The sequence below is a fragment of the Lacticaseibacillus porcinae genome (genome assembly GCF_003946305.1).
GTDB lineage: Bacteria > Bacillota > Bacilli > Lactobacillales > Lactobacillaceae > Lacticaseibacillus > Lacticaseibacillus porcinae.
The window spans coordinates 308,981-322,642 of the sequence record NZ_RHNS01000001.1 but is presented as its reverse complement, the minus strand read 5'-3'; the positions used below and the strand labels follow the sequence as shown (position 1 = coordinate 322,642).

Here is a 13,662-nt window from a genome sequence, read left to right as displayed (position 1 = left end):
CATGGCATTAAGCCCACTGGATATTCATAATAAAGAATTCAACGTCCGCATGCGCGGGTATGATCAAGATCAGGTAAATGACTTCTTAAGCCAAATTATCAAAGACTATTCGGCATTGTTGAAAGACAATGAAGAGCTGCAAAAGCAACTCGGTGACGCACAAGAAAAGGTGAAGTACTTCACTGATTTGAAAGATGCGCTGAACCAAAGTATTATTGTGGCCCAAGAAGCTGCAGATAAGGTCAAGACGAATGCTGAACAAGAAGCTGACTTGATCCAGCAACAAGCTGAAAAGAATGCCCAAGACTTGTTGACCAGTTCTACTGATAAAGCCAACCGCATTGTCGGCGATGCCAGTGAAAAAGCCAAGAAGATCACTGTTGAAACTGAAGACTTGAAGCGCCAAACTCGCGTCTTCCGCCAACGTTTACAAGTGATGTTGGAATCGCAGCTTGAAGTGGTCAAATCCCCTGAATGGAAGGAATTGTTATCGTCTTCTGATTCAGCCGCAGTGGTATTAGATCCAGCAAATCGTGAATCTAACCTTGACAAGCCGGCAGGTGAACCCGTACACTCAGAAGCAACAGAACCTGTTGCTGATGATGCGAGTCAACCTGGCTACACTGAAATCATTTTCCCTCAAGAAGATGACGATGCCCAACCAGACACCGATGATCAACCAACAGACACTGAAGAATAACGTATGGACACGCGTCTAAACCGTGCGCTGGCATAGCGACTCGAGAGCAGGTGAAAGCTCGAGGCAGCAGCGGTGGTGATATCAGTCCGTCAGTTGCGCAGGTGATAAGTAACTTGCGCCGGGTACTCCCGTTAGCAGGCTTGAGGAAGGCAATGTGCCTTTGAAGTTAGGTGGTACCACGAAGATCTCGTCCTATTTGTAGGCGGGGTCTTTTTTTGTACCAGTGCTTTTCTTCGCGCACTTAGCACTAAGTCTAGCCTAGCCATCGGCTTTGAGCCGCACTTTGGCTTAAAGTCGGTGGCGTAGCTAGACGCAAGTGCGTTGCGAAGAAAAGCACGACGCTGCCTCAATCACCCGCGAGCCTAAAATATTGCAATTCATTACCCACGTAACTGACGGACTGACATCCGCGTGACCATACATAAAAAGGAGAACCTCATATGAAAGTCAAAGAGACTTTAAATCTGGGTAAGACGTCATTTAAAATGCGCGCCGGCCTCCCAGCTAAAGAACCAAAGCTTCAAGAAGCTTGGTATGAAAACCATGTTTATGAAGCCCGTCAAAAGTTAAACGAAGGCAAGCCAACGTTTGTTTTGCATGATGGCCCTCCATTTGCAAACGGGAATATTCACATGGGTCACGCCTTAAACAAGGTCACCAAAGATATTATCGTGCGTTCCAAGTCCATGGCAGGCTTCCGCGCCCCTTACGTGCCTGGTTGGGATACTCATGGTTTGCCAATTGAACAACAATTAGCAAAAAAAGGCGTCCGCCGCAAGGAAATGTCCATGGCAGACTACCGTGAAATGTGCCGTCAGTTTGCGATGAAAGAAATCGACAAACAACGCACCGACTTCAAGCGTTTAGGTGTTTTAGGGGATTGGGACCATCCTTACATCACCTTACAACCTGAATTTGAAGCTGAAGAAATTCGTGTTTTCGGTAAAATGGCTGAAAAAGGCTATATCTACCATGGCTTAAAGCCAGTGTATTGGTCATGGAGTTCTGAATCGACGTTAGCTGAAGCTGAAGTTGAATACCATGACGTGAAGTCGCCATCGATTTACGTGGCGTTTAAAGTCGTTGATGGCAAAGACTTGTTAGACAATGACACTTCCTTCATTATTTGGACCACCACCCCTTGGACCATTCCTGCAAACTTAGGGATCGCCGTTAACCCACGTTTTGAATATGCGCAAGTCGCAGTCAACGGTAAGAAATATGTGGTCGCTTCTGAAATGTTGCCAAAAGTCGCTGAAGCACTTGGCTGGAGCGATTACGAAGTCTTGAAGACGTTCCCTGGGACTGAACTTGATCGCATGACGGCACAACACCCATTATACGATCGCACGAGTCTCGTCATGGAAGCTGACCATGTTACCTTAGATGCTGGTACTGGTTTAGTCCATACCGCTCCTGGTCATGGTGAAGATGACTACAAAGTCGGCGTCAAATATGGCTTGCCAGTTTACTCCGTCGTTGATGAAAAAGGCTTCATGACTAAAGATGCACCTGGTTTTGAAGGTGTTTTCTATGATGACGCCAACCGCATGGTCACCAAAGCGTTGACGGAAAAAGAAGCCTTGTTGAAACTCGACTTCTTCACCCATAGTTATCCACATGACTGGCGGACTAAGAAGCCAGTGATCTACCGCGCGACGACGCAATGGTTTGCTTCGGTTGATTCCTTCCGTCAAGAAATCCTCGACGCGATCGATAAAGTGAAATTCAACCCTTCATGGGGGAAGACCCGCTTGTACAACATGATCCGCGACCGCGGCGATTGGGTCATTTCTCGTCAACGTGCTTGGGGTGTGCCACTGCCGATTTTCTACGCTGAAGACGGCACCCCGATCATCGAAAAAGAAACCATCGATCATGTTGCCGACTTATTCGGTGAATATGGCTCGATCGTATGGTCACAACGCGAAGCCAAAGACTTGTTGCCAGAAGGGTACACCAACGAGCATTCTCCTCATGGCAAGTTCACCAAAGAAACTGACATCATGGATGTGTGGTTTGATTCCGGTTCTAGCTGGGCTGGCGTTGCTAAAGCGCGTCCAGAACTTGAATACCCAACTGATATGTACATGGAAGGTTCCGATCAATACCGTGGCTGGTTCAACTCCAGTTTGATCACCAGTGTCGCCAACAACGGCGTGGCCCCTTACAAAGAGATCTTGTCACAAGGCTTCACCTTGGATGGCGAAGGCCGCAAGATGTCCAAGTCTTTGGGTAACACCATTGTGCCTGACACGGTTGAAAAACAATTCGGTGCAGAAATCATTCGTTTGTGGGTCGCTTCCGTTGATTCTTCTTCAGATATGAAAGTTTCCATGGACAACTTCGCTCATACTTCTGAAACTTACCGGAAGATCCGTAACACCCTGCGGTTCATGCTCGCCAACACTGGTGACTACAACGAAGCCGTTGATGCGGTATCGTACGCAGAACTCGGTTCCGTTGATCAATACATGTTGGTCCGCTTGAGCCAAGTGATCAAAACCGTACGCGATGCTTACACCGCCTATGATTTTGCCACTGTGGTAAAGACCATCACCCAATTCTTAACGGTAGATATGTCGGCGTTTTATTTGGACTTCGCCAAAGATGTCGTTTACATCGAAGGTGAAAAGTCCTTAGCCCGTCGTCGCATGCAAACAGTGATGTACAAGTCCTTAGTTGATGTGGTTGAATTGCTTACCCCAATTCTTGCCTTCACTGCTGAAGAAATCTGGCCATTGTTGCATCAAGAACGCGACTTTGCTGCCTTAGCAGACTTCCCAGAAGCGACTGGTTTCACCAACCAAGACGACTTGTTAGCTGAATGGCCAGCATTTATGAGCTTCCGCGACAAGGTGCAAAAAGCCTTAGAAGTTGCGCGTGATGCCAAAGTGATCGGGAAATCTCTTGAAGCCCATGTCACCGTTTATGCTGATGACAAGTTGAAGACTTTGCTTTCCGGCCTAGATGCCAACTTAGCGCAATTGTTGATCGTCTCTGACTTCACGGTTAAAGACGCGGCTGATGCCCCAGCAGATGCGCAAGTAGTTGACGATGTGAAATTAGTCGTTGAACACGCTGAAGGTGACGTCTGTGATCGTTGCCGGATGACCACTACAGATGTTGGTAGCGATGATCGTTATCCACATTTCTGTGCGCGTTGTGCCAAGATCGTGTCTGAAAACTTCCCAGAAACTGCTGCGGCAGATTTCGAATTCGAGGCTTAATATGTTAGGACGCGTAAAAAACTACAATGAAGACAAAGGCTTTGGCTTCATTGAAATTCCAGAACAGCCTGATGTGTTTGTGCATTTTTCCGCCATTCAAGGCGGCGGGCGACAAACGTTAGTGCCTGGTGAAGAAGTGAAATTCGTCATCGTCGAAGGTGCTCGCGGTCCGCAAGCAGCGAATGTCACCAAAGTGCAACCCAAACCTGAAGCCTAGGTGAATGAGCGCCATTGAGAAGCAATTCTCGATGGCGCTTTTTTGATTAGCGGCGTACAATGGAATGATATTTTGTTTGTTGAGGTGAAGGGAAAGTGCAAAAATCACTAGCAGTTTTCATCGGTGGGGTCTTAGGCGGCGTCAGTCGCTATGGCATCGACTTGTGGTTACATGATGCGACTAGTTTGTTAGGGACCTTGACCGTGAACTTAGTCGGTTGTTTCTTATTGACGTATTTGACTTATGGCATCGCCCAACGCCTAGATCTCCCTGATTGGGTGAGTTTGCTGTTAGGAACCGGGTTTGTCGGCGCATTTACGACCTTTTCGACCTTTGTGTTAAACTTGGTGCAACACGTCAATGCTGAGTCAATGGTGATTTTTGCAATGAATTTGATTGGTGGGAGTTTGTGCACACTGATTGCTTTTGTGATCGCTGATCGGAGGCGCGCATGAACCTATTGATGGTAGGCATCGGTGCTGGCTTTGGTGCTTTGCTGCGCTATGCATTGACGCAACTGGGTAAAATCGTGTGGCCGACGCGTCCTTGGATGACCATGGTGATCAATGTCACCGGCGCATTCGTTGCGGGGTGGGTGAGTGTGATGGGGTTACCAAACCATTTACATTTACTCATCGCAACTGGTTTGTTAGGTGGGTATACCACCTTTTCAACCCTGCATGTGGATACGTTAGGCTTGATCAACCGCAAACTTTGGCCGCAAGTGTTCGGCTATTATGTCGGGACTGTGATTTTAGGCGTGCTGGCAGCAAGTTTGGGGATTTGGTTAGGGCGTTAAGAAAACGCAAAGATTAGTAAAACCTGAACCGTGGTTTTGCCGACGTCGTATAATATTAGTTATGATTTGGGGGTGAGTGACATCGCAGATAATTCGCAGGCCAAAGCCGCGTTAGTCAAAGGTTCCGCATGGATGACCGCGGGATCGATTTTTTCACGCGTGTTAGGCGCGATTTACGTCATTCCTTGGGTGATGTGGATGGGCGGGCATTGGACCGCTGCCAATGCGTTGTTTGCCCGCGGGTATAACATTTACAGTTTGTTTTTGATTATTTCGACAGCTGGGATCCCCAGTGCCGTTTCTAAACAAGTGGCGCATTACTTGGCGGCAGATCAATATGGCTCGGCTAAAAAGCTCTTTCACCGCAGTATGATCTTGATGATCGGGTTAGGGGTCGTGAGTGCCGGGGCTTTGTGGTTACTCACGCCGATCCTCGCGATGCAAAACGGACATGTGGATCCGCACATGATCCCAGTGCTGCATGCTTTGGTGTGGCCATTGCTGTTGATCCCGCCGATGAGTATCTTACGCGGGTACTTCCAAGGCTATTCACAAATGGCGCCGAGTGCTGTTTCACAATTATTGGAGCAGTTCGCCCGCGTAGTTTATATGTTGGGGTCCACGTTTTTGATCATGCGTGTCGGCTCAGGCGATTATGTGCAAGCCGTTGCGCATTCAACCTTTGGGGCCTTTGTCGGGGCCGCGATCGCGTTGATCTTTTTGATTTTCGTGTATACGCGGCAACATAAAGAATTTGATTTGGTGGCGACTGACGTTCCAGCACCGACGAAGACCTTACTCGGAGAAGTGCTTCATCAGTCGATTCCCTTCATTATCCTAGATGCTGGGACGGTGTTGTATCAATTCTTTGATCAGTACAGTTTTCCTGAATTCTTGAGTTTCTTCTTTCATGTCTCCAACGATCAAATCAACTACTTATATGGGTTGTTTGCTTTTAACACCAACAAGTTGGTGATGATCGTTGTGTCGCTGGCCTCAGCGTTAGCCGTCACTGCCATTCCGTTATTAGCAGGGGCGTTTACCAAAGGCGATAAACATGGTGTCGCTACGCAAATTGAAAATATTTTGCGGTTGTTTTTCTTGGTGATGTGGCCCAGTGCGCTAGGTATGTCGGCGGTGGCGCGTCCGTTGTACGCGTTGTTTTACTCTGATGATATCGTCGGGGTGCACATGTTGCAGTTCAACGCCTATGTCGCGATCGCGATGGGGCTGTTCACAGTCCTTGCCGCGGTGATGCAAGGCTTGTATCAAAATCGTCAAGCGATCATTTATTTCTTGATCGGCTTTGCGGTGAAAATTATTTTGCAATGGCCATTAGTTTATTGGCTACAAGGTTTTGCGCCTTTGGTGGCCACTGGTATCGGAATGATGGTTTCAGTATTCTTGATGCTTCACGCCTTAGATCAGCGGTATGATCTCGACTGGTCAGTGCTGGGGACGCATATTTCGCAACTATTAGGGTGTGCGCTGGTGATGTTTGTCTTTGCCACAGCAGTAGTCGGCGGCTTCGACTGGTGGCTAGGTGGCGTGCGTAAAATTACTGCGATCCCAGTGTTGTTAGTTGGTGCTGGTGGTGGTGCAGCAGTTTACGTTTATCTCGTGTTGAAGTTGCGGTTAGCCGATGACTTGCTCGGTGGACGCATCGAAGGACTACGAACCAAGTTGCATATCAAATAACTGGAGGCGCCTATGCCAACCTTAGTGATCATTCGCGGAAATTCTGGCAGTGGGAAAACTTCAATGGCTGATACTTTGCAAGTTCATTTTGGGGCAGACGCCTGCTTGGTGATTCATCAAGATCAAGTGCGGCGCGAGTTATTGCATGCTAATGATCATGTGGGCACGCCGACAGTGGCACTGATCAAGGATCTGATTCGCTTTGGTCATGACCATTATCCACTGGTGATCGTTGAAGGCATTTTGCGACGGGATGTGTACGGCGAAATGCTGGAACAAGTTGTCGATGAATGGCAGGGGCCAACGCTGATTTATTATTTAGATGTCCCGTTTGCAACATGTGTGGCTCATAATGCTCAGCGTTTCGACGAAGCCATTCAAAAGCGCTGGTGGCGAGTAGACGATGTACTCAGTGCAGCAGATCGGCGTTTACCCCAACGCGATGTCGCGCTGGTATTATCAGATCTCAATCGAATCTAGGAGGAACGGTCAGTGATGACCGTTTTTTTCTTGCATAAATATTTACAAAAGTGTATTCTAGACCAATGTTGAAAAATGAGGTTGGGTACATGAAAAAAATCTTCGGGCTATTATTTGTTTTATTAATGTTGGTGATCGGCGCTGGGCAGCAAAATGTCCACGCCGCTACTGACGATTCCTTAACGCGCATTCAGAAAAAAGGCACCTTGGTGATGGGCAACTCCCCGAATTACCCACCATATGAATTTCAAGTCAATCAAAATGGCAAAAGTGAAATCGTCGGGATGGATATTTCCATCGGGAAACAAATTGCCAAAGATCTCGGCGTGAAGCTCGTCGTCAAGAAAATGTCGTTTGACTCAATGCTTGTGGCGCTTGAAACTGGGAAAGTCGATATGATCTTATCCGGCTTTTCACCCACTGCTGCTCGTAAGAAACATGTTGATTTCACCGATTCATACTATGTCTCCAAGCAATACATCATCATCAACAAAACCGACAAAGGCTTGTATAAAAACAAAAATTCCTTCAGCGGCAAGAAAGTCGGCGCCGTGGTCGGCACGATTCCTTATGACTTAGTCAAAGAACAAATGCCTGGTGCTAAGCTGGTCGGCATGGAAAATGCGGCGGACTTGGTGTTAGCGTTAAAAGCCCATAAAATTGACGGGTTGGTGAAAGACTCTGCTTCTGCGTTAGCGTACGCCAGTTCAGATCCTGGCCTCACCACGATCAATGGGAAGTTTGAAGTGTCTGGCGACGAAGCTGGTAATGCCATTGCGTTACCTAAAGGTTCGACGAGCTTGACGCTAGCGATCAACCAATCGATCAAAAAAATTCAACAAAAAAATCTCATCAACAAACAATATTTACCAGAAGCTGGGAAGTTGATGAATACTAACACCGCAAATACGTCGATGTGGCATTACTGGTCCTATTTTGCAAAAGGGGTCGGCTACACGGTTGGCATCTCGTTGGTCGCTGTGATCATCGGCGTGTTGCTCGGCGCAGGCCTGGCGTTGATCCGCATCGGTCACACCAAAGTTTGGCACGCGTTAGCAACGGCTTATGTGGAATTTATTCGCGGGACCCCGTTAATGGTGCAAGTGATGTTTATCTACTTTGGCATCGGGATGTTTTATGATATTTCTGCTGTTGTTGCTGGGACGTTAGCCGTCGGGTTGAACTCTGCGGCATATGTGTCAGAAGTCTTCCGTTCAGGCATTGAATCGGTGCCTGTCGGTCAAAAAGAAGCTGCTCGTTCGTTAGGTTTATCCACTAAACAAACCATGCAAAATGTGATCTTCCCGCAAGCTATTGTGACCATTTGGCCGGCGCTTGGAAATGAATTTATTTCGCTGATCAAAGAAACGTCTATTGTCTCCATCATTGGGGTCGCCGATTTAATTTATCAGTTGCGGATCGTACAAGCTGATACTTATAAAGGGGTGCTGCCAATCGTCGTGGCCATGGTATTGTACTTCATTTTGACTTTTGGGTTGTCGCGCATACTGCAGCATTTCGAACACAAATTCAATCATACGAATTAAGCGATGAAAGTCTGGCCTTTTCGGTCAGGCTTTTTGCGTTGTGTTCGTGTCGGGGGAGGGTATACTATACTCGTAAGCGATTACATTTACAAGGAGGAACTTTTATGGGAGTGGGGAGAATCACAGTGGCAACACCAGAAGCCTTGGCAGAGGCGTTGCACCAGCAAGTCGATGAAATCACAGTATCCGCGGCAATGCAGGCGCAAATGCAAGCTTTAGCAAATCGTCAACTGTCTGACAACGATCGCCTCGGATTTGAAATCGGTGGGCGCGGGGTGCTCACTGTGTTGGAACATGGCTTCAACCATGTCCAAGCGAAAATGCAAAAAGGCGACAAACTGCAAGCACAAATCGATGAACGGGTACTCGGTTTGTATAAAGTGGTGATGCAACCAAATGGAGAAGCGTTGCTACGACTCAAACAATTGGATTATTAAACAAACGACGCAGCCACGAAAAGTGACTGCGTCGTTTCAACTTAATAGGTATCTTCGATTTGACCATCATGGGTGCGCGCGACTTGCATGGCGCTAGTGGGGATGTAGCCTAATTGTTTGATTTGCGCATCATCCGTTTGTACCTGATGAATAAACTTTGCAACTGGGGCACTCGGCGCACCGTTGGTATACAAATGTTCATACGCCCAAATTTCCCATCGATTGGTGGTCACGTTAGCATCAGTGGGATTAACACCATTCAACAACAACGGTCGCACACCTGCTTGTAGCGCTGAAAAGGCGACATAGCCGATGGCACCTGGTGTGTTTTTAACTTGTTTGACCATTGCTTGCGATGAATTCAACACATGGCCTTGTACGCCTTGGACGCCGCGCAAGGCGAGGGCTTCAAAGGCAGTGCGCGTGCCAGAACCAGCTTCGCGGACAAACACTTTGATCGGCATGGCTTTGCCGCCAAGTTGTTGCCAGTTCGTCAACTTCCCAGCAAACACTGCTTTGAGTTGATCAGTGGTCAAATTCGATACCCCAGCATCTGGATCGATGATCGGCGCAATGCCGACCACCGCGATTTGATGATCGACCAGTTTCACCGCAGGGGTATTGGAATTTTCTGCAAACATGTCGGCAGCACCGATAGTCACCTTGTCAGTTGCGACCGCATTTAAGCCGGCAGCACTACCACCGCCTTTGATGGTGATGGTATTTTTTTGTGCGTTGGCGGCAGCTTTGAGTAGTGGTTGCATCGCGGTGGAGCCGGCGATGGTGATGGTGGGATCATTTTTGGCGGTTGCTTGGTGGATGCCGCAACCAGTCAAGCCTAATACCAATAGGCTACATAACAGCCAAGTGAGTTTTTTCATGAGTTCTCCTCCTCATTTCAGGATAGCGGCTGAATGTAAAGACATGACTGATTTCTTGTATCGAAGACGTCAAATTGGTAATTTTTTGGTAAATGGGCGTATACTAAAAGTACTTTCAGAAAAGGCGGCGTTCAAATCGTGCAATCTTATGTTCAAGATCCCCAAGTCCAAAAGAATCGTTGGTGGATCATTACCGCGGTGGGGATGTTCACCATTATGTCGACGCTTGATGCGTCCATCGTCAATATTGCGTTGCCAGTGATGTCAAAAGACCTTCATGTGCCAATGAACCAAGCAGAATGGGTCGTGTCGATTTATTTGATCGTCATTTGCGCGTTGTTGTTGTTAATGGGCAAACTTGGCGATTCCTTAGGGAAAATCGGCGTCTTCCGCTTCGGGACGGTGTTATTTACCGTTGGGAGTTTGCTTGCAGGATTCAATCACAGCTTTTATCTATTGTTGTTCGCCCGGGTGATGCAAGCCCTAGGCGCTTCGATGACCATGGCCAACAACAATGGCATTATCACTGAAGTCTTCCCGCAACATGAACGCGGCAAAGCCTTAGGACTCATCGGCTCGTTTGTGGCAGTTGGGTCGATCGCAGGCCCTGGGATCGGCGGCTTGATCTTAGGGGCGCTGCCTTGGGGATATATTTTCTGGATCAATATCCCGATCGGCATCATCACCATGATCGTTGGGCACTTTGTCTTACCCAAAGATCTCCAAACCAGTCATCAACCGATCGACTGGGGCGGCTTTGGGACTTATGTGCTAGCGATCGTACCATTTTTCTTAGCAGTATCGTTAGGGCAAGAAGTCGGTTTTGGCCAACCGCTGATCATCGGGTTGTTTATTTTTGCAGTGGTGTTGTTTGCCGTGTTTATTGCCATCGAGCGGCGGCATCATATGCCATTGGTATCGCTGAAGTTGTTTGCCAATCGTGAATTCACAGTGTCGCTGTTAACCGGGTTCTTAATTTTTGTGACCAATTTCTTCTCCAATGTGATCACCCCATTTTATCTAGAAAATGCGCGGGGATTTTCCGCGACGCATGCCGGGTATTTGATGATGGTGTTTCCGATCGTCCAAGTGATCATTGCGCCACTGTCAGGGTCGCTGTCTGATAAAATCGGTCCATATTTCTTGACGTTAGTAGGGTTAGGGGCGATTTTACTGGCGCAAGTCGGCTATGCACTATGGCATTTGTCTAGTCCATTATGGGTGATCATTGTGATCATCGCCATTAACGGCTTTGGCAACGGGGTGTTTCAATCACCGAACAACACCATCATCATGTCAGCAGTGGCCCCGAAGGATCTAGGTATTGCCGGGGGCTTAAATGCGTTAGCCAGAAACTTAGGGATGGTCGTGGGGATCTCAGCGGCAACCACCACTTTGTTTGCCGCAATGAGTCACACTGCCGGTCACCATATGTCGACTTATCCAACTGGCCATAATCAATTATTCATCAGCGGCATGCGCGTCGCGTTTGTTGTCGCTATTGGGTTATGTGTGATCGCCTTTATCTTAACGGCTTATCGCATGTGGCAAAATCGCAAGCAAACTGCCTGAAGGTGGTTTGCTTTTTTGAATTCATGAAGTATTCACGTAAGATGCATGAATCGTCGTGATGCAATACTTTGAGTTTGAATCGTAACCTTATCAAGACAAAAAAACAGCCAAATCACTTGAGATTTGACTGTGCGGTTCATCACATATTGCCTTTGGTGTAATCCAGCAGGTGATTTTTGAGTTCAGTTTCCATATTGGATAATTCTTGTTCGGCAGCTTGTCGTTTGCTGCGACCTTCTTGTTGAATCTGCAAAGTTTGTTGCAGGGTTTCCACCAAATCGTTTTGGGTTTGGGTGAGGGTTTCGATGTCGACGACACCGCGTTCGTTTTCTTTGGCGGTTTCAATGGCAGAGGTCTTAAGCATCGCCGCGTTTTTCTTCAACAAGTCATTGGTGGTTTCAGAAACTTGCCGTTGCGCCGTGACCGCATCTTTTTGACGCAAGAGAGTCAAGGCAATCGCCACTTGGTTCTTCCATAACGGAATAGCGGTGTTGATCGAGGCTTGGATCTTTTCAGCAAGCGCTTGGTTGGTGTTTTGAATCAACCGAATTTGCGGGGCTTGTTGTAAGGTGATTTGACGGGCGAGTTCCAAGTCATAAGCACGTTTTTCCAAACGGGTTTGGAATTGCTTGAGGTCGTTGACTTCTTGAACTTGCATTTGATCGCCTGAGGCTTGAGCTTTGGCCATAGCTTCTGGGATCGTTGTGGTTTCAAGTTCTTGCAACTTCATTTTCGCTGCAGCGATGTAAATGTTCAACGCGTCAAAATACGCTTTGTTTTGGCCGTAAAGTTCATCGAGCATTTTATTATCGGTGAGCAAGCCTTGTTGTTCTTTTTCAAGGCGTGAAGCGATCGAGTCGATTTGGGCGCCAATTTTTTGATATTTGGCGGTAATTTCAAAAATCGACCGCCGGACTTTGCCGAACAACTTTTTAAAGACATTGTTGTCTTCGGCGCGAAGTTCATCTGGGTTGGCTTCGTTCAACCGCGCCATTAAACTGGTCAACGCGTCCCCGACAGCACCAGTATCTTGCGATTGGACTTTGTTAAGCATGGTTTGGGAGAATTGACCGAGTTGTTTTTGAGCGCTGGCACCGTAGCTCATCACTGCATCAGTAGACTTCACGTCAATTTGATCGGCAAGTTGCTTGGCTTGCGCCTCTTGTTCCGGCGTCAAGCCTTGAGGTACTGCGGTTGGTTGATCAACAGGTTGGGCGACTGGCGCTTCGGTTGCACCGAAAGGATTGGCGAGTAAGTCGTTGACCAAGTTGGTATCCGTTTTTTGTTCTTCTGTCATTGGGCGTGCTCCTTGAGTTTTTGATCGGAGAGATCAACGCGGAGGTTAGCATTTTGCGTTGATTCTGGAATTTGTTTTTTCGCTAAGTTGATATCTGCTTCTAAAGCATCGATGTCGGTTTCAACAAAATGCGCATAGTCATCGCGGATCGCATTGGCAAGATCAGCAGTGGTATTGGCCGCTTGCGTCAACACCGCGTAAGTATCTTCAGTTTTGACTTCGTGATGGCTGATGGCTTCGTATTTTTCGGCGATGCGGACTAAATTAGGTAACTGTTCATAAATGAAGTGGCCTGCTGCCCCCATCGCTAAAGGATTGTGGACGATCGCTTTGAAGTAGGCGTGTAACACATCGACAATGTCAGTGTTAATGGCAATACTTTTTAATTTCGGGACGCGGTTGATGATGTCTTCAAATTCTTGAACTTGATCGGATACGGTATCCATGGTTTCACGAAAGACTTTGACTTCGCTGTCGTCTAAACCGGATTCTTGATAATGGGCTGCCATCGTCGCACTTAAAGGCTTAGTGGCGTTTGGTTGCACGGGACGCGGGCGGGAAAGCTCGCCGATCAAGCGAGCAACGCCAAACACCGCGCCGACAAAAATTGCCATGCCGATGTGACCACTTAATAAGCCAAGCACTGCGCCGCCTGCGATCCAAACCAGCACCCGCCAAGTGCGAATGCGTTTTTGCGTTTTTTTCACCTGGTTCACTTCCTAACTCGTTATGCCACTATTTTAGCATATAACCATCACTTCAATATCAGACTTCGGGTGGAGTTTCATCAAGTTTTCGTTAAGT

Annotated in this window: 13 protein-coding genes; 10 read left to right on the top strand and 3 right to left on the bottom strand. The window is 47.6% G+C overall.

All coding sequences use genetic code 11. The annotated features are described in order from the left end of the window. The first annotated feature begins 1 nt into the window (after window position 1). The 9 genes from EKM92_RS01500 to EKM92_RS01460 all read left to right on the top strand — a co-directional run bounded on the left by EKM92_RS01500 (window position 2) and on the right by EKM92_RS01460 (window position 9,108). Window positions 2–700 (top strand): DivIVA domain-containing protein, encoded by a 699-nt coding sequence (locus EKM92_RS01500; RefSeq protein ID WP_125707162.1) that lies wholly within the window; start codon window positions 2–4, stop codon window positions 698–700. Between the two features lie 440 nt (window positions 701–1,140). Then, window positions 1,141–3,930: an isoleucine--tRNA ligase gene (gene ileS / locus EKM92_RS01495; RefSeq protein ID WP_125707161.1), complete on the top strand. Its 2,790-nt coding sequence runs from the start codon at window positions 1,141–1,143 to the stop codon at window positions 3,928–3,930. A gap of 1 nt (window position 3,931) precedes the next feature. Then, the gene (locus tag EKM92_RS01490; protein ID WP_125707159.1) at window positions 3,932–4,147 is read left to right on the top strand and encodes a cold-shock protein; all 216 of its coding nucleotides are present in this window, start codon (window positions 3,932–3,934) and stop codon (window positions 4,145–4,147) included. 95 nt (window positions 4,148–4,242) lie between these two features. Continuing rightward, on the top strand, window positions 4,243–4,602 hold the full coding sequence (locus tag EKM92_RS01485) for a fluoride efflux transporter FluC (protein WP_125707157.1): 360 nt from the start codon (window positions 4,243–4,245) through the stop codon (window positions 4,600–4,602). Then, window positions 4,599–4,946 carry a fluoride efflux transporter FluC gene (locus EKM92_RS01480; RefSeq protein ID WP_125707155.1) on the top strand — a complete coding sequence of 116 codons (348 nt, stop codon included), beginning with the start codon at window positions 4,599–4,601 and terminating at the stop codon, window positions 4,944–4,946. The genes EKM92_RS01485 and EKM92_RS01480 overlap by 4 nt, the downstream gene beginning before the upstream one ends. 72 nt (window positions 4,947–5,018) lie before the next feature. Beyond that, on the top strand, window positions 5,019–6,644 hold the full coding sequence (locus EKM92_RS01475) for a putative polysaccharide biosynthesis protein (protein WP_225420693.1): 1,626 nt from the start codon (window positions 5,019–5,021) through the stop codon (window positions 6,642–6,644). A gap of 12 nt (window positions 6,645–6,656) precedes the next feature. Next, a complete protein-coding gene (locus EKM92_RS01470) occupies window positions 6,657–7,124 on the top strand; it encodes an AAA family ATPase (RefSeq protein WP_125707153.1) in 468 nt (155 codons plus the stop codon). Window positions 7,125–7,213: 89 nt separating this feature from the next. Next, window positions 7,214–8,671, top strand: coding sequence for an ABC transporter substrate-binding protein/permease (locus EKM92_RS01465; RefSeq protein ID WP_125707151.1), 1,458 nt, complete (start codon window positions 7,214–7,216; stop codon window positions 8,669–8,671). Between the two features lie 104 nt (window positions 8,672–8,775). Continuing rightward, window positions 8,776–9,108: a hypothetical protein gene (locus EKM92_RS01460; protein WP_125707149.1), complete on the top strand. Its 333-nt coding sequence runs from the start codon at window positions 8,776–8,778 to the stop codon at window positions 9,106–9,108. Window positions 9,109–9,149: 41 nt separating this feature from the next. On the opposite strand, the gene EKM92_RS01455 is transcribed toward EKM92_RS01460, so the two are convergent. Continuing rightward, window positions 9,150–9,989 (bottom strand): phosphate ABC transporter substrate-binding protein, encoded by an 840-nt coding sequence (locus EKM92_RS01455; RefSeq protein ID WP_125707147.1) that lies wholly within the window; start codon window positions 9,987–9,989, stop codon window positions 9,150–9,152. A 138-nt stretch (window positions 9,990–10,127) separates the two neighbouring features. Here EKM92_RS01455 and EKM92_RS01450 point away from each other — a divergent pair, with 138 nt between their 5' ends. Then, on the top strand, window positions 10,128–11,561 hold the full coding sequence (locus EKM92_RS01450) for an MFS transporter (RefSeq protein WP_125707145.1): 1,434 nt from the start codon (window positions 10,128–10,130) through the stop codon (window positions 11,559–11,561). 139 nt (window positions 11,562–11,700) lie between these two features. Here EKM92_RS01450 and EKM92_RS01445 read toward each other — a convergent pair whose 3' ends face one another. Next, complete coding sequence (locus EKM92_RS01445) at window positions 11,701–12,858, bottom strand: toxic anion resistance protein (protein ID WP_125707143.1); 1,158 nt, start codon at window positions 12,856–12,858, stop codon at window positions 11,701–11,703. Then, window positions 12,855–13,565, bottom strand: coding sequence for a 5-bromo-4-chloroindolyl phosphate hydrolysis family protein (locus tag EKM92_RS01440; RefSeq protein WP_225420692.1), 711 nt, complete (start codon window positions 13,563–13,565; stop codon window positions 12,855–12,857). The genes EKM92_RS01445 and EKM92_RS01440 overlap by 4 nt, the downstream gene beginning before the upstream one ends. Window positions 13,566–13,662: the final 97 nt, after the last annotated feature.